The 18,483-nt window shown below is 69.9% G+C and carries 18 protein-coding genes and 3 tRNA genes; 9 read left to right on the top strand and 12 right to left on the bottom strand.

Annotated features, from left to right (window positions below; genetic code table 11):
• Positions 1–136: 136 nt before the first annotated feature.
• The 7 genes from AOM01_RS06945 to AOM01_RS14165 all read right to left on the bottom strand — a co-directional run bounded on the left by AOM01_RS06945 (position 137) and on the right by AOM01_RS14165 (position 9,193).
• A complete protein-coding gene (locus tag AOM01_RS06945; RefSeq protein WP_062290940.1) occupies positions 137–1,150 on the bottom strand; it encodes a LacI family DNA-binding transcriptional regulator in 1,014 nt (337 codons plus the stop codon).
• A gap of 199 nt (positions 1,151–1,349) precedes the next feature.
• A complete protein-coding gene (mmsB, locus tag AOM01_RS06940; protein WP_062290937.1) occupies positions 1,350–2,528 on the bottom strand; it encodes a multiple monosaccharide ABC transporter permease in 1,179 nt (392 codons plus the stop codon).
• The gene (gene mmsA / locus AOM01_RS06935) at positions 2,525–4,084 is read right to left on the bottom strand and encodes a multiple monosaccharide ABC transporter ATP-binding protein (protein WP_062290934.1); all 1,560 of its coding nucleotides are present in this window, start codon (positions 4,082–4,084) and stop codon (positions 2,525–2,527) included. Before mmsA ends, mmsB begins: the two co-directional genes overlap by 4 nt.
• Before the next feature lie 81 nt (positions 4,085–4,165).
• Positions 4,166–5,332 (bottom strand): multiple monosaccharide ABC transporter substrate-binding protein, encoded by a 1,167-nt coding sequence (gene chvE, locus AOM01_RS06930; RefSeq protein ID WP_062290932.1) that lies wholly within the window; start codon positions 5,330–5,332, stop codon positions 4,166–4,168.
• Between the two features lie 343 nt (positions 5,333–5,675).
• Entirely contained in the window at positions 5,676–7,190 is a 1,515-nt protein-coding gene (gene araA / locus AOM01_RS06925; RefSeq protein WP_062290929.1) for an L-arabinose isomerase, read from the bottom strand.
• Positions 7,191–7,898, bottom strand: a complete 708-nt coding sequence (locus tag AOM01_RS06920; RefSeq protein ID WP_062290926.1) for an L-ribulose-5-phosphate 4-epimerase — start codon at positions 7,896–7,898, stop codon at positions 7,191–7,193. It lies immediately after the preceding gene.
• A 272-nt stretch (positions 7,899–8,170) separates the two neighbouring features.
• Entirely contained in the window at positions 8,171–9,193 is a 1,023-nt protein-coding gene (locus AOM01_RS14165) for a LacI family DNA-binding transcriptional regulator (RefSeq protein ID WP_169746530.1), read from the bottom strand.
• 508 nt (positions 9,194–9,701) lie between these two features.
• Here AOM01_RS14165 and galK point away from each other — a divergent pair.
• From galK to AOM01_RS06895, 4 genes are all read left to right on the top strand, one after another.
• On the top strand, positions 9,702–10,868 hold the full coding sequence (gene galK / locus AOM01_RS06910) for a galactokinase (RefSeq protein ID WP_439645103.1): 1,167 nt from the start codon (positions 9,702–9,704) through the stop codon (positions 10,866–10,868).
• A 52-nt stretch (positions 10,869–10,920) separates the two neighbouring features.
• Positions 10,921–11,895, top strand: coding sequence for a UDP-glucose 4-epimerase GalE (gene galE / locus AOM01_RS06905; RefSeq protein ID WP_062290922.1), 975 nt, complete (start codon positions 10,921–10,923; stop codon positions 11,893–11,895).
• Between the two features lie 134 nt (positions 11,896–12,029).
• The gene (locus AOM01_RS06900) at positions 12,030–13,385 is read left to right on the top strand and encodes a uracil-xanthine permease family protein (RefSeq protein WP_062290919.1); all 1,356 of its coding nucleotides are present in this window, start codon (positions 12,030–12,032) and stop codon (positions 13,383–13,385) included.
• 79 nt (positions 13,386–13,464) lie between these two features.
• Positions 13,465–13,680 (top strand): hypothetical protein, encoded by a 216-nt coding sequence (locus AOM01_RS06895; protein ID WP_062290916.1) that lies wholly within the window; start codon positions 13,465–13,467, stop codon positions 13,678–13,680.
• An 18-nt stretch (positions 13,681–13,698) separates the two neighbouring features.
• Here AOM01_RS06895 and AOM01_RS06890 read toward each other — a convergent pair whose 3' ends face one another.
• Positions 13,699–14,058 (bottom strand): metallopeptidase family protein, encoded by a 360-nt coding sequence (locus AOM01_RS06890; RefSeq protein ID WP_169746529.1) that lies wholly within the window; start codon positions 14,056–14,058, stop codon positions 13,699–13,701.
• Positions 14,059–14,175: 117 nt separating this feature from the next.
• Between AOM01_RS06890 and AOM01_RS06885 the strand changes: the two genes are divergently transcribed.
• The 4 genes from AOM01_RS06885 (at position 14,176) to AOM01_RS06870 (ending at position 15,022) form a co-directional block, all read left to right on the top strand.
• Positions 14,176–14,248: transfer RNA gene (locus tag AOM01_RS06885), tRNA-Glu, on the top strand.
• Between the two features lie 62 nt (positions 14,249–14,310).
• Positions 14,311–14,384 (top strand) — tRNA-Asp (locus AOM01_RS06880).
• Positions 14,385–14,448: 64 nt separating this feature from the next.
• Positions 14,449–14,524 (top strand) — tRNA-Phe (locus AOM01_RS06875).
• 117 nt (positions 14,525–14,641) lie between these two features.
• Positions 14,642–15,022 carry a phage holin family protein gene (locus tag AOM01_RS06870; RefSeq protein WP_062290911.1) on the top strand — a complete coding sequence of 127 codons (381 nt, stop codon included), beginning with the start codon at positions 14,642–14,644 and terminating at the stop codon, positions 15,020–15,022.
• Here AOM01_RS06870 and AOM01_RS06865 read toward each other — a convergent pair.
• The 3 genes from AOM01_RS06865 to AOM01_RS06855 form a co-directional block, all read right to left on the bottom strand.
• Positions 15,015–15,950 (bottom strand): DMT family transporter, encoded by a 936-nt coding sequence (locus AOM01_RS06865; RefSeq protein ID WP_062290908.1) that lies wholly within the window; start codon positions 15,948–15,950, stop codon positions 15,015–15,017. The two genes, AOM01_RS06870 and AOM01_RS06865, sit on opposite strands and share 8 nt — an antisense overlap.
• Positions 15,947–16,483, bottom strand: a complete 537-nt coding sequence (locus tag AOM01_RS06860) for a methylated-DNA--[protein]-cysteine S-methyltransferase (RefSeq protein WP_062290905.1) — start codon at positions 16,481–16,483, stop codon at positions 15,947–15,949. Before AOM01_RS06860 ends, AOM01_RS06865 begins: the two co-directional genes overlap by 4 nt.
• Before the next feature lie 131 nt (positions 16,484–16,614).
• Positions 16,615–16,812: a BldC family transcriptional regulator gene (locus tag AOM01_RS06855; RefSeq protein WP_062290902.1), complete on the bottom strand. Its 198-nt coding sequence runs from the start codon at positions 16,810–16,812 to the stop codon at positions 16,615–16,617.
• A gap of 322 nt (positions 16,813–17,134) precedes the next feature.
• Here AOM01_RS06855 and AOM01_RS06850 point away from each other — a divergent pair, with 322 nt between their 5' ends.
• On the top strand, positions 17,135–17,326 hold the full coding sequence (locus tag AOM01_RS06850) for a DUF3073 family protein (protein WP_062290899.1): 192 nt from the start codon (positions 17,135–17,137) through the stop codon (positions 17,324–17,326).
• 50 nt (positions 17,327–17,376) lie between these two features.
• Here the strand turns inward: AOM01_RS06850 and purM are convergent, their stop codons facing one another.
• Entirely contained in the window at positions 17,377–18,483 is a 1,107-nt protein-coding gene (gene purM / locus AOM01_RS06845) for a phosphoribosylformylglycinamidine cyclo-ligase (protein ID WP_062290896.1), read from the bottom strand.

The following is an 18,483-nucleotide window of genomic DNA, read 5'->3' as shown; positions in this document are numbered from 1 at the left end:
TTGTTCAGTCCCTGCCTGGCGCGTTCCTTGTCGGCGACAGGTGAATACATTACGCACCCCCGGCGCCACCGTCAAATCGCGTGAATCCCGGGCGTGTCGCAAGCGACATCCCTGGTCAGGACCGCAATGCGCGGTCTCAGACCGTGCCGCGCTCCACGATCTCGGTCGGCAACGTGACGCGACCGGCCTGGCGCCCGTCGATCTCATCGATGAGCAGCCGCACCATCTCCGCGCTCACCCGGTCGAACGGTTGTCGCACGGTGGTGAGGGGCGGATTCGTCTCCAGGGCGACCGGCGCATCGTCGAACCCCGCGACCGCGACGTCCTCGGGCACGGCGATCCCCGCCGAGGCCAGCACGTCCATCGCACCGGCAGCCATGAGGTCGTTCGAGCAGAACACCCCGTCGAAGGGCACGTCCCGAGAGATCAGCTCGCGCATCGCACGCTCGCCCGACTCGCGGCTGTAGTCGCCGTACGCGACCCGTTCCTCGGAGAAGGCATCACCCAGCACATCCCTGAACGCCCGCAGTCGCGACGTCCCGCCCGAGGTGTCCTGCGGTCCCGCGATATGCACCAACCGGGTGCGCCCCTTCGCGCGCAGGTGCTCGACCATGGCGCGCGCGCCGCCCTCGTCGTCGGCCGTGGCATGCCCGACCTTCTCCTCGAAGCCCAACGGCACGCCGGCGAAGATCACGGGCAGGCGGGAGTCGAGCAGGGTGCGCAGGAACTCCTGGCTGTCGCGGTGCGTCGACACGACCAACGCGCCGTCGACGTGCCCGCTGGTGAGGTACTCGGTCGCGCGGCTTCGCTCCTCGAGGGTGTCCGCCATGATGAGGATCAGCGTCATGCCGTGCTCCGCGAGCGCGTCCGCGCAGGCGCGCAGGATCTGCAGGAAGTTCGGGTCCGAGAAGAACCGCTCGTACGACTCCGTCAGGAGGAAGCCGACCGAGCCGGTGCGGCTGGTCGCCAACGACCGCGCGTGCGGGTTGATCCGGTAGCCGGTGGCGCGGATCGCGCGCTCCACGTGCTCGCGCGCGCCGTCCGAGACCCAGTGGCCCCCGTTGAGGACGCGCGAGACGGTCCCTCGCGACACCCCGGCCTCGCGGGCCACATCGTCGATGGTGGGCCGTCGGCCTCGCAGCTTCGTCACTGGTCCCTCTTCTCGCTTCGCTACCGAGTATGGACTAGAACCGCTCCCGGCGTGAACGGCTCGCGCGGGCCCGCACGGCGTGGCCCGAGGGAGGTGGCCGCTCTCGGGTGGCCGTCGTCGTCCAGCCGGCCCGTGCATCGTCCCCCCGCATGCCACGAGGGGCCCCGGCGTTGCCGGGGCCCCTCGTGTGCGCGGTTCCTCAGCGGGCGCCCGCGCGGCGCTTGTTGTAGACGTCGAACGCCACCGCGAGCAGGAGCACGAGGCCCTTGACCACGGCCTGGACCGACTGCGGCACGCCCATGAGCTGCATGCCGTTCGACATGACGGCCATGATCAGACCACCGACGATCGCGCCGGTCACGCGGCCCACACCACCGGTGACGGCGGCGCCACCGATGAAGCACGCGGCGATCGCGTCGAGCTCGAACATGTTTCCTGCGGCGGGCTGCGCCGCGTTGGAACGGGCCGAGAACACGATGCCGGCGACCGAGGCGAGGATGCCCATGTTGAGCATGACGCCGAAGTTGATCCAGCGGACCTTGACGCCCGAGAGCATCGCGGCGGACAGGTTGCCGCCGATCGCGTAGACGTGGCGGCCGAACACCGTGCGGGTGGTGACCAGCGAGTACGCGATGACCAGGACGGCCAGCAGGATCAGCACGTTCGGGAGGCCGCGCGCGTTGGCGAGCTGCCAGCCGAACCACATCACGACGGCGGCGATGGCCACGAGCTTCGCGATGAAGAGCGGGAACGCCTCCACCGACTGCTCGTACGCGATGCGGGACACGCGGGTGCGCCAGGCAGAGAAGGCGTAGCCGACCACGCCGATGCCGAAGATGACCAGCGTGAAGACGTCGTACCCGTTGCCGCCCAGCAACCCGTTCTGGAATCCGGCCGCGATGTTGCGGTAGGGCTCCGGGAACGGCGACAGCGACACGTTGTTGAGGACCAGCAGCGTGAGGCCGCGGAACATGAGCATGCCCGCCAGCGTGGTGATGAACGCCGGGATGCCCACGAAGGCGACCCAGAAGCCCTGCCACGCACCGATGACGATGCCGCACGCGAGCGCGGCGAGCACGCCGACCCACCAGGGCATGTCGTTCTTGATCACCAGCACCGCGGACACGGCGCCCGTCACCGCCACCACGGATCCGACCGAGAGGTCGATGTGGCCGGCGATGATGACCATCACCATGCCGATCGCGAGGATCAGGATGTACGAGTACTGCAGCACCAGGTTGGTGACGTTGGCCGGGCTGAGCGACGTGCCCTCGGTGAGGATCGCGAACAGCACCACGATGGCGAGGAACGCGATGTAGATGCCGCTCGTCCGGAGGTTGCGGGTGAGCAGCTCCCGAATGTTTGCGGTGCCGGTCATGCCCGGACCTCCTTGTCCTTGGTTGCCTTCTCCTGAGTCATCAGGGTCATGAGCTTCTCCTGCGTCGCCTCGGCCACCGGCACCTCGCCGGTGACCACGCCGAACGCGAGGGTGTAGATGCGGTCGCACGTGCCGAGCAGCTCAGGCAGCTCGGACGAGATGATGATGACGGCCTTGCCGGCAGCCACCAGGCGGTTGATGATCGTGTAGATCTCGTACTTCGCACCCACGTCGATGCCGCGGGTGGGCTCGTCGAGGATCAGCACGTCCGCGTCGGAGTAGATCCACTTGGACAGCACGACCTTCTGCTGGTTGCCGCCCGAGAGGTTGCCGACGGTCTGCATGACCGTGGGCGTCTTGATGTTCATCGAGGCGCGGTACTCCTCCGCGACCTTGATCTCCTTGTTTCCGTCCACCCAGCCGCGCTTGGCGAGCTTGAACAGCGCGGCCGCGGAGATGTTGCGACGGACGTCCTCGATGAGGTTGAGCCCGTAGCGCTTGCGGTCCTCGGTCGCGTAGGCGAGTCCGTGCTTGATCGCGGACGAGACGTCCGTGACGTTGACCTCCTCGCCGTGCATGTACATGCGGCCCGTGATGTCGCGGCCGTACGAGCGGCCGAAGAGGCTCATCGCGAGCTCCGTGCGGCCGGCGCCCATGACGCCGGCGATGCCGACGACCTCGCCCTTGCGGACGTTGAAGGACGCGTTGTCGACCACGATGCGGCCCGGCTGGGTCGGGTGGTAGACGGACCAGTCCTCGACGCGGAAGAGCTCCTCGCCGATGACGTGCTCGCGCGACGGGTAGCGGTTGGTGAGGTCGCGACCGACCATGCCGCGGATGATGCGGTCCTGGATGCCCGCCTGCCCCGCGACGTCGATGGTCTCGATGGTGTGACCGTCACGGATGATCGTGGTGCGGTCGCAGATCTCCTGAATCTCGTTGAGCTTGTGGGAGATCATGATCGACGTGATGCCCTGCTCGGTCTTGAGGTTGCGCAGGAGCTGGAGCAGGTGCTCCGAGTCGTCGTCGTTGAGAGCCGACGTGGGCTCGTCGAGGATGAGGAGCCGCACGTCCTTGGACAGCGCCTTCGCGATCTCGATGAGCTGCTGCTTGCCGACGCCCAGCTGGTTGACCGGCGTCGTGGGGTTCTCGTCGAGCCCCACCATGGTGAGGAGCTTCGCCGCCTCGTGGTTGGTGAGGTTCCAGTCGATCATCCCGCCGGCGCCGCGGCGCTCGTTGCCGAGGAAGATGTTCTCCGCGACCGACAGGTAGGGGATGAGCGCGAGCTCCTGGTGGATGATGACGATGCCCTTGGACTCGGAGTCCGGGATCGAGTGGAACTTCTGGACCTCGCCGTCGTAGACGATGTCCCCTTCGTAGGTGCCGTACGGGTAGACACCCGAGAGCACCTTCATGAGCGTCGACTTCCCGGCGCCGTTCTCGCCGCAGATGCCGTGGATCTCTCCCTCGATGACCTCGAGCTCGACGTCAGAGAGGGCCTTCACGCCGGGGAAGACCTTGGTGATCTTCCGCATCTCAAGGATGTGCTTCGGCATGTCTCACCTCCGATGGTGATGGTGGGTGGAAACAGGACTGGGTGGTGGCGCCGGCCGTCGCGGGCCGGCGCCACCGATCGATCAGGCCACGCCCGCGTCGATCTCCTCCTGCGTCCAGTAACCGGAGTCGATGAGCAGCTCCTGGATGTTGTCCGCGTAGACGATGTCCGACTCGAGCAGGTACGACGGGACGACCTTCACGCCGTTGTCGTAGTCGGTCGTGTTGTTCGCCTCGGGCTCCTCGCCGTTCAGGTACGCGATCGCCGCGGTCACCGACTGGTCGGCGAGCTTGCGGGTGTCCTTGAAGATCGTCGAGAACTGGGTGTCGTCCTGGATGAGCTTCACGGACGCGACCTCGGCGTCCTGGCCGGTCACGATGGGCATGCCCTCGGAGATCGTGGTCGGGTAGCCGCCCGTGAACTCGAGTGCGTTGAGGATGCCGCGCGAGAGGCCGTCGTAGGGCGACAGCACGCCGTCGACCTTCTTGTCGGTGCCCACGTAGGTGCTGGTGAGGATGTCCTCCATGCGCTTCTGCGCGGTCTCCTGCAGCCAGCGGAGCGTGGCGACCGTGTCGAAGTCGGTCTGGCCCGACGGGACCTCGAGCACGCCCGAGTCCAGGTAGGGCTGGAGCACGGACATGGCGCCGTTGAAGAAGAATCCGGCGTTGTTGTCGTCGGGCGAGCCTGCGAAGAGCTCGATGTTGAACGGGCCCTCCTCGCCGGTCTCGTTGCCGTCCTTGTCGAGGACGCCGAGGCCCACGAGCAGCGACGTGGCCTGCTGGACGCCGACCTCGAAGTTGTCGAAGCTGACGTAGAAGTCGACGTTCTCGGTCTCGTTGATGAGGCGGTCGTAGGCGATGATCGGGATGCCCGCGGCCGCGGCGGCCTCGAGCTGGCCCGAGAGGGTGGTGCCGTCGATCGAGGCCACGATCAGCGCCTTGACGCCGTTGGTGATCATGTTGTCGATCTGCTGCTGCTGGGTCGGGATGTCGTCGGCCGCGTACTGCAGGTCGACGTCGAAGCCGGCCTCCTCGAGGCCCGCCTTGACGGCGTTGCCGTCGGCGATCCAGCGCTCGGAGGTCTCGGTGGGCATCGCGACACCGACGGTGCCGCCCTCGGCCGCGCCGCCACCGGCACCGGCCGACGCCGACTCATCGGTCGAGCTGCCCGCGCCACCGCCGGAGCACGCGGCGAGGCTGATCGCGACCGCCGCACCGGCACCGGCCGCCAGGAACTTCCTGAACTTCATATCTCCTCCTCGAGATACCGGTCCGCGCCGTCGCGGACCGTGCGATTCACATCCTGTTTGCGTTCACACTGCGAGTCAAACCCATTCCGTCACGATGCGGTCACAAGGCCCTCAGACCTTGAATTAAATAGGTTTAGCAGGGCTTTCACTCGAAGACTGGGAGCGGTCCCAGTATAGAGACACCGCATGCCGATTCACATCGCGAGTCAGGCCGGGACCAAAGGCCCGGGGGACGATGCGCCGCTTCCGGACAGATCGACCCCGCCCGGGCATCGTCCCCGGGCATGAAGAAGGCGCGGGCCCCGGCATCGCCGGGACCCGCGCCGCCACGCGTCCGTGAGGGTCAGCGACCGCCCATCGAGTAGTACGCGTTGTTCCATCGGATCTGCTGCTCGAAGCCCTCGTACGTGGTGTCCTCGTCGATGACGAGCAGCTCGATGCCGACCATCTTGGCGAAGTCCTTGATGACGTCCACGCCGATCTGGTTCGACATCGCGGTGTGGTGCGCGCCACCGGTCTGCAGCCACGACGCGACGGCCGTGGTGAAGTCCGGGCGGGGCTTCCACACCGCGTGGCCCACGGGCAGGTGCGGCATGGGCTCCGGGAGGTCGACGTTGTCGACCACGTTCGCGACCAGGCGGAAGCGGTCACGCATGTCGGACAGCGCGACCACCACGGCCTCGCCGGCGTCGGCGGTGAAGACCAGGCGGACCGGGTCGTCCTTGCCTCCGATGCCGAGCGGGTGGATCTCGAGGCGCGCCTTCTTCGACGACAGCGCCGGGTTCACCTCGAGCATGTGCGCGCCGAGCGACAGCTCCTCGCCGGGCACCAGGTGGTACGTGTAGTCCTCCATGAGCGAGGAGCCGCCGGGCAGGCCCGCGCCCATGACGGCGCACAGGTGCACCAGGATCGCGGTCTTCCAGTCGCCCTCGGCGCCGAAGCCGTAGCCGTCGGCCATGAGGCGCTGCACCGCGAGGCCCGGCAGCTGCTTGAGCCCGCCGAGGTCCTCGAACGTGTCGGTGAAGGCGCCGAAGCCGCCGTCGACGAGGAAGGAGCGGAGCCCGACCTCGATGGCCGCGGCGTCGCGCAGCGACTGGTGACGGTCGCCGTCGGGGAGCAGCTCGGGGACCACCTCGTACTCGGCGAGGTAGACCTCGATGAGGGCGTCGACCTCGGCGTCGGTGACCGCGTCCACGCGCTCGACCAGCTCGTTGACGCCCCACGTGTTGATCTGGGCGCCCAGCTTGACCTCGGCCTCGGTCTTGTCGCCCTCGGTGACGGCGACGAAGCGCATGTTGTCGCCGAAGCGCGCGACCTTGAGGCTCTTCGCGGCGTTCGCGCCGGCGGCGGCACGCGACCACACGCCGATGCGCTCGGACACCGCCGGCGTCGACGGGTGGCCCACCACGGTGGTGCGCGGCACCCCGAGGCGCGACTCGATGTACGCGTACTCACGGTCGCCGTGCGCGGCCTGGTTGAGGTTCATGAAGTCGAAGTCGATGGTCGCCCAGGGCAGCTCGCGGTTCGCCTGGGTGGCGAGGTGCAGCAGCGGCTTCTGGAGGGCGTTGAGGCCCGCGATCCACATCTTCGCCGGGGAGAAGGTGTGCATCCAGGTGATGACGCCGATGACCTTGGGGTCCGCGTTGGCGGCCATGATCGTGTCGAGGATCTCGTCGCGCGACTTCACCACGGGCTTCCACACGACGGTGACCGGGATGTCGCCGGACGCCTTGAGGGTCTCGACGACCTCGGTGGACTGGTCGGCGACCTGCTTGAGGACCTCGTCCCCGTAGAGGGTCTGGGATCCGGTGAGGAACCAGACCTCGTAGTCGGCGAGGTTCGGAACGATGCTGCTCACTTACATGCCTCCCTGCGGCTTCTGGCCGTAGACGTTCTGGTAGCGGTCGAAGAGCGCGTCGATCTTGTCCTGCGGGATCGGAACGAGCGCGCCGCCCTGGCGGGCGATGTGGGTGGTCTTGGCGACGTCCTCGCACATGACGGCGGCCTTGACGGCGTCGCGCGCGTCCTTGCCGATGGTGAAGACACCGTGGTTGGCCATGAGGACCGCGCGCGAGCGGTGGCCCTCGAGGGTCTGCACGATCCCGCGGCCGATCGAGTCGTCGCCGATGATCGCGAAGGGGCCCACGGGGATCTCGCCGCCGAACTCGTCCGCCATGCCGGTGATGTGGCACGGGATGGGCTCGTTGCGGGCGGCCCACGCGGTGGCGTAGGTCGAGTGCGTGTGGACCACGCCGCCGACGTGCGGCATCGCGCGGTACACGTACGCGTGCGCGGCGGTGTCGGAGGACGGGTTGCGGTCCGAGCCCGGCGAGCCGGGGACCACGTTGCCGTCGAGGTCGCACAGGATCATGTTGTCCGCGGACAGGTCGTCGTAGTCGACGCCCGACGGCTTGATCACGAAGTGCTGGGTGCCGGGCACGCGCTCCGACACGTTGCCGGCGGTCCAGGCCACCAGGTTGTACCGGGTGAGCTCGGAGTGGAGGCGAGCCACCTTCTCGCGGCTCGCGCGGATCGCGCTGACCTGTTCGGGGGTGAAGCTTGTCACGGGTGGGGCTCCTTGCCTCTCTGCGGCCTCCCTGGCCGGGGTCGGCTGCCGCAGGGGCCCACCCTCGCGAGCGTCGTGCGCTCGAGTGGTCGGGCCCCTTTGCCGCAGCGTGTCGGTGGATGGTTTTAACGTTAACATACCGGCCCGGTCCGGACCGCCCGGGGGCCGTTCGTCCTAGCCGCCCCGCCTCACGCTAGTAGAGGGGCGCGCCGCTCGCGCGGCGAGGGATCGCCGGGGGACGATGCCCGGGCCGGACGGGCGCGCAGGCCCCCTCAGGCGGGGGCGGGCCCCGTCGAGTCGCGCACCACCAGCCACGGTTCGACCGGCTCGAGCTCGCCCGGTTCGCCGCCGTTGACGATCCTCATGAGCGCCTTGACGGCGCGCAACCCCACCTCGGTGAAGTCCTGGTGGATGGTGGTGAGCGCGGGGTGCGCGTACCCGGACTCGGGGACGTCGTCGAAGCCGACGATCGACACGTCGCCTGGCACGGAGAGCCCGCGCTCCTCGAGCGCGTGGATCGCGCCGATCGCCATGGGGTCGTTGGCGCAGAACAGCGCCGTCACGCCCTCCTCCATGGCGAGTCCTGCGCGATAGCCCGCGTCCGCGCTCCAGTCGCCCTCGAGGATGGGCAGCTCCTCGAGACCGCGCTCGCGCAGGAACTCGAGGAACGTGTCGCGGCGCAGCTGCGCCTCGGTGAGGCCCGTGATGCCCGTGATGTGCTGGAAGCGCCGATGGCCCAGGGCGTAGAGGTGATCGAGCGCGAGGCGCGTGCCGGCGACCTGGTCGACGGCGACCGAGCGCTCGGCGTGCGAGTTGCCCGTGAGGACGTAGAGGACGGGCACGTCCGTGGTGGTCTCGACGGCCTCGAGCACGGCGGGATGCTGCGCCATCACGACGAGCGCGTCCACCGAGCGGGCGAGCAGGAAGTCGAGCGCCTGGCCCATCGACGCCGTCTCCCACGAGGCGGTGGTGATGAGCGGCTTGAACCCGACCCGCTTCGCGGCGTGCTCGATGGCGTAGAGCGTGCTCGTGGGCCCGAAGTGCGGGGTCTCGGGCATGATCACGCCGATCACCTCGGACCGGCCCGTCGCGAGCGCGCGCGCCGCCATGTTGCGGCGGTAGCCGAGCTCGGAGATCGCCTGCAGGACCCGCTCCCGCGTCTCGGGGCGGATTCCCGGGAAGTCGTTGAGGACCCGGGACACGGTCTGGTGTGAGACGCCGGCGCGCGCCGCGACGTCGTGCATGCTCGGGCCCCGGCCCGACTTGCTCAGCGAGGCTGGACGCTCCGTGGTCATGGCCGTCAGGCTATCCCACCGGGTGCAGGGAGGACGTGGGGCCGCGGTCCCGGCGGGCCGTCGGCGAGCGCCCGGCGACTCCCACTGGCGCATGTGACCCAGGTGACGCGTGCGACGGAGGTGACCGGCGCATCGTCCCCCTGCGCCCCGCTCGTCACATGCGTCATTGGAGATCGCCCTGGGCTGCGCGGGCTCGACGGGTGGGATGTCGGACGATGCCACGATCGCACCTGCATGCAGGAGAGGCGGGTCACGCATGCAGGGCACCCCGGCGATCGCACCTGCATGCGGGACCGCCTCGGGAGGCGGCGCGACCCCGACCGCCGCGTCGGGACCCGGGTCCTGTTCCATCCGCTCGATGTTGACGATAACATGTTGACGGTAACAAGCATCCGGTGAACCAGGCGCGGCACAGCCGCCGCGTCGCGAGCGCCGTGGGAGCATGGGTGGCGTACGCCGGGGCCGTGCTCGCACGCCGCCCGCTGCCACCGCATCCGATGGAGGAACAGTGATCGACATCCCCTCGCCCGAGTCCACGGCTCAGGCCTTCGAGGACCGCTACGGCCGCCGCCCCGATGGCGTGTGGTCCGCGCCGGGCCGCGTCAACCTCATCGGCGAGCACACCGACTACAACGACGGGCTGGTCTTCCCGTTCGCGATCGAGCGCCGCACCTGGGCCGCGATCGGCCGCCGCGACGACCGCCTCCTCACCGTCCACTCCGGCGCCATGCCCGAGCCCGCGCAGGCGTCGCTCGACGGACTCGCCCCCGAGCACTTCGAGGGCTGGAGCGCCTACGTCTTCGGCGTGGTGTGGGCCATGGAGCAGCGCGGGGTCTCGCTCGAGGGCCGCACCGGCTTCGACATCATGCTCGCCTCCGACGTGCCGCTGGGCGCCGGCCTGTCCTCCTCCGCCGCCATCGAGTGCGCGGTCGCGATCGCGCTCAACGACGAGTGGGACCTGGGCCTCACCCGCCGCGAGCTCATCTACATCTGCCAGCTCGCGGAGAACGGCGCCGTGGGCGCCCCGACCGGCAACATGGACCAGACCGCGTCCCTCATGGGCGAGGCCGGCCACGGCGTGCTCATCGACGTCCGAGCCGAGACCGCCGACCCCGTCGCGCTGCACTTCGGCGACGAGGACCTCGAGCTCCTCGTCATCGACACCCGCGTCCACCACGAGCACGCCACCGGCGGCTACGGCGCGCGCCGCAAGTCCTGCGAGGACGGCGCCGCCGCGATGGGTGTGGGCTCGCTCCGCGACCTCGACGAGACCGACCTGCCCCGCGCCGCCGAGGTCCTCGACGACGAGACCTTCCGCCGCGTCAAGCACGTGGTGACGGAGAACGCCCGCGTCGCGCGCACCGCCGAGGTCGTCGCCGCGGACGGGCCCCGCGCGATCGGCGACCTGCTGGTCGCGTCGCACGCGTCCATGCGCGACGACTTCGAGATCTCGGTCCCCGAGCTCGACCTCGCCGTGGAGACCGCCCTGGCGAACGGCGCGATCGGCGCCCGCATGACCGGCGGCGGCTTCGGCGGCGCGGCGATCGCGCTCATCGACGCCAACCGTGCCGAGGAGGTCGGCGCGGCCATCGAGGCCGCCTTCGCCGAGGCCGGCTGCACCGCGCCCATCGTCTTCGTCGTCAACCCGTCCGCGGGCGCCCACCGCGACATCTGACCCGACCGCCGCACAGTCCCCACCAGCAATCGTCCCCACCAGAAGGAGAGACATGTCCTGGCTTGTCACCGGCGGCGCCGGCTACATCGGCTCGCACGTGGTCCGCGCGCTGCAGGCCGCGGGGATCGACCCCGTGGTGATCGACGACCTCTCGAGCGGCATCGAGGCCTTCGTGCCCGAGGGCGTGCCGTTCGTCAAGGCGTCCATCAACGAGACCGACGTGGTCGAGCGGACGCTCACGGAGCACGCGGTGGTCGGCGTGATCCACTGCGCCGGCTACAAGTACGCCGGCGAGTCCGTGAAGTTCCCGCTGGTCAACTACCGGGCCAACGTCGACGGCACCCGCTCGCTGCTCGAGGCGATGGAGAAGGCGGGCGTGCGCAGCCTGGTGTTCTCGTCCTCGGCGGGCGTGTACGGCAACACCGACTCGCCCGTGGTGACCGAGTCCACCTCCACCACGCCCGAGTCGCCGTACGGCGAGTCGAAGCTGATCGGCGAATGGCTGATCCGCGACCAGGTGGTGGCCACCACCATGACGGGCACGCCCCTCGCGGCCACGAGCCTGCGCTACTTCAACGTGGTCGGCTCCGGCTTCCCCGACCTCTACGACGCCTCGCCCCACAACCTCTTCCCGAAGGTGTTCTTCGCGATCGAGGCCGGCAAGGCACCGCAGATCAACGGCACCGACTACCCCACCCCGGACGGCACCTGCGTGCGCGACTACGTGCACGTGAGCGACCTCGCGGCCGCCCACGTGGTCGCGGCGCAGCGCCTCGACGCGGGCGACACGCTCGAGCCGGTCTACAACCTCGGCTCGGGCTCGGGCACGTCGGTGCGCGAGATCGTCGACGCGATGGTCGCCGCCACGGGCACGGACAAGACGCCCGTCGAGGGCCCGCGCCGCCCGGGTGACCCCGCGAAGATCGTCGCCGACGGCACACTCGCCGCACGCGACCTCGACTGGAAGATGCGCTACACGGTCCAGGAGATGGTCGACAGCGCCTGGGCCTCGCACCCGAAGGGGTAGCCCCCGCCCGCCCGCCGACAGCCCGCACGGAACCCGCGTTCCGCGCGGGCTGTCGCGCGCCTGGGACCGTTCCCGGCTAGATTGCGCCTCAGCCCCCACCCCCACCCTCCGCACCACCCGCATCAAGGAGCACCATGAGCATGTTCAGCTGGACGCTGCACGGGGACGGCAAGCACGCCGCCCCCGGCAAAGCCGTCGCCCCCGACGAGCGCCTCACCTACCCCCGCACCTTCGGCATCGGCGCGCAGCACGTGCTCGCCATGATGGGCTCGACCCTGCTGGTGCCCGCCCTCACGGGCATGCCCGCGTCGACGACCATGTTCTTCAGCGCGATCGGCACCGCGCTGTTCCTCACCATCACCCGCAACCGCGTCCCCAGCTACCTGGGCTCGAGCTTCGCGTTCATCGCGCCGCTCGCCGCCGCCGGCGTGACCTCGGCCAACGGCCCGCTCGACGCCGCGACCATCGGCAAGGGGCTCGGCGGCATCCTGCTCGCCGGCATCCTGCTCGCGCTCGTCGGCCTGGTGGTCGCGCGCTTCGGCTCGGGCTGGATCGACAGGTCGATGCCGCCCGTGGTGACCGGAGCCGTGGTCGCGCTCATCGGGCTCAACCTGGCCGGAGCGGCCAAGAGCCAGTGGTCGGCGAGCCCGTGGACCGCCCTGGTCACGCTGTCCGCGACCCTCATCGCGATGGTCGCGTTCAAGGGCTTCCTCAGCCGCGTCGCGATCCTGTTCGGCGCGGTCGTCGGCGGCGTGTTCTCGGCGGCGCGCGGCGAATGGACCACCGCGCTCGACAGCTTCGGCGGCGAGACCGCCGTCGAGCACATCGCCAACGCCGACTGGTTCGGCATCCCCGCGTTCCACACCCCCACGTTCGACGGCGGCGTGCTCGTCGCGTTCGTGCCGGTGGTGATCATCCTCATCGCGGAGAACATCGGCCACCTCAAGTCCGTGTCCGCCATGACGGACCGCGACCTCGACCCCGAGACCGGTCGCGCCCTGTTCGCGGACGGCGCGGCGACGATCGTCGCGGGCCTCGGCGGCGGCTCCGGCACCACCACCTACGCGGAGAACATCGGCGTCATGGCCGCGACACGCGTCTACTCGACCCTCGCGTACTGGGCCGCGGCCGCGTTCGCCCTCATCCTCAGCCTCGTGCCCAAGTTCGGCGCCATGGTGGCCGTGATCCCCGTGGGCATCCTCGGCGGCCTGTCGGTCCTGCTGTTCGGCCTCATCGCCGTCCTGGGTGCGCGCATCTGGGTCGAGGCGAAGGTGGACTTCACCAACCCCGTCAACCTGGTCACCGCCGCCGTGGCGCTCATCGTCGGCACCGCGGACTTCACCGCGACCGCCGGCTCGATGGTGTTCAACGGGATCGCGCTGGGCGCGCTCGCCGCGCTCGTGATCTTCCACGGCCTCGGCTGGATCGCGCGCAAGCGCGGCACCCACGTGGTCGCCTCACCCGCCTACATCGAGGGCGACGGGGAGTAACCGAGGGACGATGCGCCGGTCGCCCTGGCAGGGGGCGGCCGGCGCATCGTCGCGTCCGGACCCGTCCTACTCTGGAGCGATGGAACCCTTCGCCCTCGCGCACGGGACCCAGGTGCGCACCTTCAGCGTCGACGACGACGGCTGCACCATCGTCGCCACCACCACCGACACCGCTCAGCCGGACCGCCCGCCGCACGTGGGCTACGAGGCGTGCGAGTCCGACGCCGAGGCCCAGGCCGTGCTCAACAAGCTGGTCCACGACCTTCAGCGGCAGGGGTGGATGCCCGTGGGCTGACCCGCGCCCGCTGCCGGCTCAGTCCCATCCGAGGGCGTGCAGGCGCTCGTCGGAGATCCCGAAGTGGTGCGCGATCTCGTGGACCACCGTGATCGCGACCTCGTCGCGCACGTCGTCGACGTCCTCGCACATGCGCAGCGTCGGGTTCATGTAGATGAGGATGCGGTCGGGCAGGGCGCCCGCCCACAGGTCGCCTCGCTCGGTCAGCGCGACGCCGTCGTAGAGGCCCAGCAGCTCCTTGTCGTCCCCGTCGGGCTCGTCCTCGACCAGGATCACGCAGTTGTCGATGAGGTCGAGCAGCTCGTCGGGGACGTCGTCGATCGCATCCTCGACCGCCTGCTCGAAGTCCTCGCGGGTCATCTCCACCATGGCCGTCATGCTCGCACGCCCCGCCAGCCCGCGCATCGTCCCTGCTACGAGCTCGATTGGATTTTTCGCTCCGTTACCCCTATAGTTTTCTAGGCCTCGACGCAAGGAATCCAAGCGTGGAAGCGAGCCCTCATCGTCTAGCGGCCTAGGACGCCGCCCTTTCACGGCGGTAGCACGGGTTCGAATCCCGTTGGGGGTACGGAGTCGGGTTCCAGATGGTCTAAACTTCATACGTCTTGCTCGCGGCAACGCGAGAATCAAGGCCCTGTAGCGCAGTTGGTTAGCGCGCCGCCCTGTCACGGCGGAGGTCGCGGGTTCAAGTCCCGTCAGGGTCGCGGTACGCGAGCCCCTTCTCACGGAGGGGCTTTCGTCTCAAGTAGGGGGACGCCCCTGCGCCAAGGCTCTGTAGCTCAGTTGGTAGAGCGCACGACTGAAAATCGTGAGGTCACGGGATCGACGCCCGTCGGAGCCACCATCAAGCCCCCGGAGGATCGCCTCCGGGGGCTTCCTCGTGCCCGGGGACGGGCTCACCCGTTTGCGCTCGCCTGCCGATACAGGATTGACTAGGGATCATCCTGCCTGGAGGTGACGCATGTCCGACAACTTTGGCCGCTACTTCGTCAACGCGATCGTCGCCGGCCTGCTCGGCCGCATCACCGCCGTCATCAAGACGGAGATCGAGCGCGCCAAGAAGGAGATCGCCGCCAAGCTCAAGGGCATCGGCGTCGGCATCGGGCTGATCGTCGCCGCGGGCGTGTTCGCGTTCTTCCTCGCCGGCGTGCTGGTCGCCGCCGCGATCCTGGGCCTCGCCACCGTGTGGCCCGCATGGCTGGCGGCGCTGACCGTCGCGGGCGGCCTGCTGCTGATCGTGCTCATCCTGGTGCTCATCGGGTCGAGCCTGATCAAGAAGAACAAGGACCTCACTCCGCAGGAGTCGATCGACAACGTGAAGTCCGTGGTGGGCCTCAGCTGACGGGTTCGCCCGTCCCCACGCGCGGCGCATCCGTGCGCACCCGTGGCTTGCGCTGTGCGAGCCACACGCCCGCCAGCACCACCACGGCGCCCACGGGCTCGTACCAGTGCATCGCCTCGCGCAGCACGGTGATGCCCAGCACCGTGGCCACCACGGGCACCACGTAGGTCACGGAGGCCGCGGTGGTCGCCCCCGCGAGCTTCACGACCCTCCAGAACAGGACGTACGTGAAGCTGGTGCCCAGCACCCCCAGCGCCAGCAGGCCCCACAGCACGTCGGAGGAGGGCGCGAACGTCCCCGCCCCGGGTGCGGGTGCCGCGACCGCGAACGGCAGCAGCAGCACGGCCGAGATCGCGATCTGGACGGCGGAGAGCTGGGTGGGTCCCTGGTCGACGCGCGTCAGGAGCATGCGCGACATGGTGGAGCCGATGCCGTAGCAGGCGGTGGCGGCGAGCATGAGCGCGGCGCCGAGCAGCGGGATGCCGTCGATGTTCCACGCGCCCAGGAGCACGGCGATGCCGGCGGTGCCCAGCACCAGCCCGGCCACCTGGGTGCGGGTCGCGCGCTCGTGCGGGATGAGCAGCGCGACGAACAGGGCGGTCCAGAGCGGCGTGGTCGCGTTGAGCAGGCTCGCCAGGATGGAGGTGATGTGCTGCTGCGCGAGCGGGATCAGCACGAACGGGACGGTCGACAGCCCGAGCGCCACCACGCCGATCCGGGCGACGTCGCCGCGGCTCATGCGAGGACGGCTGCGGGTGACCAGCAGCATCCCCCACAGCACCGCCGCGCCGATGAGCACGCGCCCGAACCCCACCTGGACGGGCGTGAGCCCGCGCAGCGCGATCGAGATGAAGAGGAAGCTGGAGCCCCAGGACACCGCGGCGATCACGAAGGCCGGCACCCACGCCCGGGCCGGCGCCTGCGTCATGACGCGACCCCGGCATCGTCCCCCGGCCGCTCCCCCTCGAGCACCAGCATGGCGGCCTTCATCGCCACCCCGCCGTAGCCGTAGCTGCCGAGCTCGCCTCCCGACCTCACCACCCGGTGGCAGGGGATGAACGGGGCGATGTTGTTGCGCGCGCACGCGGTGCCCGCCGCACGCATCGCGCGCGGGCGGCCGGCCATCGCGGCGAGCTCCTGGTAGCTGACCGAGGATCCCGAGGGGACGGTGCGCAGCTGCGCCCACAGCTCCTGGAAGAACGGCCCACCCTCCTGGTGGACCGGCACGCGTGTGATCGCGTCGCCGTCGCCGTCGAGCCACGCCTCCACGGCGGCCTCCACCCGGGGCAGGTCCCCCTCGACCCAGCCGCGCGCCTGCAGGCGGGAGGGCAGCGCGGCGACGGTGTCGCGCATGGGGCGGAAGCCAGACGAGCGCACCACGCCGTCCTCGGGCGTGACCAGCACGGTGAGCACGCCGAAGGGCGTGTCGTACGACGATGCGACGAGCGGGGTCTCGGTCATAGCGGCAGGCTACGGCCTCGGACCGACACCGGGCTCGCGGCGAGCGGACATCGCTCGGTCGCGACGGGTCGCGGTACGCAGACGGCGCCCTCGGGCGAGAGCGCTCTCCTCAGCGGCGAGGAGAAGGGACCTCAGCGGCCTTCCTGGGCGGCTGCGAGCAGCGCCTGGACCTCGGCCTCACGGAAGCGGCGGTGACCGCCCAGCGTGCGGATCGAGCTCAGCTTGCCGACCTTCGCCCAGCGGGTGACGGTCTTCGGGTCCACGCGGAAGATCGCCGCCACCTCGGAAGGCGTGAGCAGCTTCTCGGGCTCCTGGATGGTTTCAGTCATCAGTTTTCATCCCTCAGTCATCTGTCGATGCGCCTCGGGGGAGGCTGTGTGCGGTATGAGACGCCCGACGTAAGCGATTATGACGGCCGAACGTCAAGTTTTCCGGTATATGCGATATGTGTCACATCTGGGCGTGTCGCGCCGCCGGCGTGTCGCGGCCGGTCCTGGGGCTTCGCGACGGGCCTCCTGAACGGGACCGTCGACCCCGACCCGGGACCCCGGAGGGGAGGTCGCAACGTACTGGACACGCGTTGTAAAGTAGGGCAGGAATGATGAGGCAGCGCCCGCTGAGAGGCGCGCGAGACCGGGAGGGACGGCGGACATGGGGCGAGGCCGTCAGAAGGCTAAGGACGCGAAGATCGCTCGTCAGCTCAAGTACACCAACCACGGTGGGGACCTCCGTGAACTGGAGCGCGAGCTGATGAACCGCGACGGGAGCGCGTCCGTTCCTGCTGCAGCACCCTCCGACGACTCCGACGAGTACTACGACCGCTGGGCGGACGACGAGGACTGATCCTCGGGTCCCCACCCGGGACCGTCGTCCGCGGCCCCCACACGTCGCCCTCAGGCGACGCGGTACTCCCCGCTGAGCAGCACCGATCCGCCGTCGACGCCCTTGGCACCGCGCACCACGTCCGGCCCCACCGGCAGGGACGGGTCGGTCACCACGGCGCCCAGCTCCCACGCGGGCACTCCTGCGGCGGCGGACGCGGCGATGAGCGCGGGTGCGTCGGCGGCCGAGACCACGGCCACCATGCCCACACCCATGTTGAGCGTCGACTCCAGGTCGTTCCACGGCACGTTGCCCGCGGCCTGCACCACCGAGAAGACGGCGGGCAGGTCCCATGCGCCGCGGGCGACCGTCGCGGCCAGGCCGCGGGGCAGCACTCGCGCGAGGTTCGCCGCGAGCCCGCCGCCCGTCACGTGCGAGAAGGCGCGCAGCCCGGGCGTCGACTCCGCGAGCGCCACGCACAGCTTCGCGTAGATGCGGGTGGGCTCGAGGAGCTCCTCGCCCACGGTGCGACCCAGCTCGGGGATCGACGTGGACAGCTGCCATCCGGCGTGCGCCACCACGGAGCGCACCAGCGAGTAGCCGTTCGAGTGCAGGCCCGAGGACGCCATCGCGACCACCACGTCGCCGGCCTCGACCCGGTCGGGTCCGAGCAGCGCGGATGCCTCGACCACGCCGATCGCGGCGCCCGCGACGTCGTAGTCGTCGGGCTCCATCACGCCCGGGTGCTCGGCGGTCTCGCCGCCCACCAGCGCGACGCCGGCCATCTCGCAGCCCTCGGCGATGCCGCGCACGATGTCCGCGATGCGCTCCGGCACCACGCGACCGCACGCGATGTAGTCCGTCATGACGAGGGGCTTCGCGCCGCACACCACGATGTCGTCGACCACCATGGCGACCAGGTCCTGGCCGATGGTGTCGTGCACGTCGAGCGCGCGCGCGATGACGATCTTGGTGCCCACGCCGTCGGTCGAGGATGCGAGCAGGGGCCGCTCGTAGGACAGCAGCGCGGATGCGTCGAAGAGCCCCGCGAAGGCCCCCACTCCCCCGAGCACCTCGGGGCCGTGGGTCTTCGCGACGGCGGCCTTCATCAGCTCGACGGCCTTGTCGCCCGCCTCCGTGTCGACGCCGGCGGCGGCGTAGGTGATGCCATCGGTCAT

The sequence above is a fragment of the Demequina phytophila genome (genome assembly GCF_000971135.1).
Classification (GTDB): domain Bacteria; phylum Actinomycetota; class Actinomycetes; order Actinomycetales; family Demequinaceae; genus Demequina; species Demequina phytophila.
The sequence above is the reverse complement of the archived record's forward strand: the minus strand, read 5'-3'. Positions and strand labels throughout refer to the sequence as shown.